Source organism: Arthrobacter sp. 05T47 (genome assembly GCF_056395825.1).
Map to the genome: position 1 here is coordinate 1 of NZ_JBFTKG010000154.1, position 1,327 is coordinate 1,327.

General features: G+C 63.2%; 2 protein-coding genes. Both read right to left on the reverse strand.

The window, feature by feature from the left end:
* Nucleotides 1-613: NAD(P)/FAD-dependent oxidoreductase (locus AC1DEY_RS23495; protein ID WP_476870099.1), on the reverse strand; the 613-nt coding region annotated here is incomplete at its 3' end.
* 55 nt (nucleotides 614-668) lie between these two features.
* The coding region (locus tag AC1DEY_RS23500; protein ID WP_476870100.1) for a c-type cytochrome at nucleotides 669-1,327 on the reverse strand (659 nt) is incomplete at its 5' end.

Genomic DNA, 1,327 nt, shown 5'->3' on the forward strand with positions numbered 1-1,327 from the left:
TCAGGTGGTCGGACTGAACAGAAATCAGCGGTATGTTCGCTGCATCGAGAGCCTCGCGACTGCTACGCGAGACCTCATGGTTGGGACCCAGGGTCAACATGCTGACACTGGGGCTGTAGGCGCGAAGGAACAACGCCTCGTTTGCGGCGTGATCGTCCGCCCCGATGACAGCGATCCTATCCAGCATAGCTTCGAAGCCGTCACAGATCGGACAGAACCGAAGTAACCCATCACGGATCGCCTGGTCAGGCTCGGAGATTGGCGGTCGCCGGTCGACCACACCCGTTGCAAAAAGGATGGTCCGGCCGAACACAGCCCGATCGGCTATGGTCGCGCGCCAAACGGTCTCGTCGACCCGATCCAGCCGCGTTACACGGCCCGCCCACTCCACGGGGCCGAACGGCGTCAGTTGCTCGCGCAGCTGGGCAAGCAAGTCCGCCCCACGGATACCCCCGGTGAAACCCGGAACGTTGTGGCTGCGCGGGATCAACGCTGCACGGCTTTGTCCGGCGTCGGCGATCAACACGGTTCGGCGAAACCGCCGCAGATAGAGCCCCGCAGCGAGCCCGGCCGGACCCGCTCCGAGGATCAGGCAGTCGAAGATATCGTCCATCAGAAGCTCCGGATCGAGGGCATGGCCGGGTTGTCGAGGCTTGCCCTTGCACACGTCAGTGGTCGTGGCCGGGATGAGCGTCCGGTTCTTTGGGCGCCATTGTCATCCCTGGCATCGCCATGCCCGGCATCCCGCCTTCCTTCATCATCTCATCGTGGTCGGCTGGGGCGCTCTTGATGGCCGCTTGGTATTGTGCGGGAGACATCGTGGGTAACTGGCGGACAAACGCCACCATGTCCCAGATCAGCTCATCGTTGTGGGTTCGTCCCCACGCCGGCATGGCCGTCATCTTGATGCCGTGTTTGATCGCCCAGAACTGTTCACCGGCGGTGAGGTCTACGCTCTGCCAAAGCTCCGGCGCTTGAGGATAGAGCCCCTGGCTCATCTCGGTCTTTTCGAGGCCAGGCGCGAGATGGCAGCCGCTGCACATCTCGGTGTAAAGACCCGCGCCGCTCGCGATCCGCTTGGGATCGCCCAGGTTCGCTGGCGGCTTAATGTCCGCCGCCCGGACACTGATGGACCGGTCGCGCAGGGTCTGCAGCACCTTGTAGACTGGCCGCGTGTGAGGCGCGTCGGCGCCGATATTGTAAAGCCCCAAGCCTATGGTTAGGCCAACGGCCATCGCCGCTAGCAGTGCAGCTGCGCCCAGCACGACGACGATTCCGAGATGCGTTCTCGGATGTCTCAGATCCCACCCCATCACTTGCATCGGTC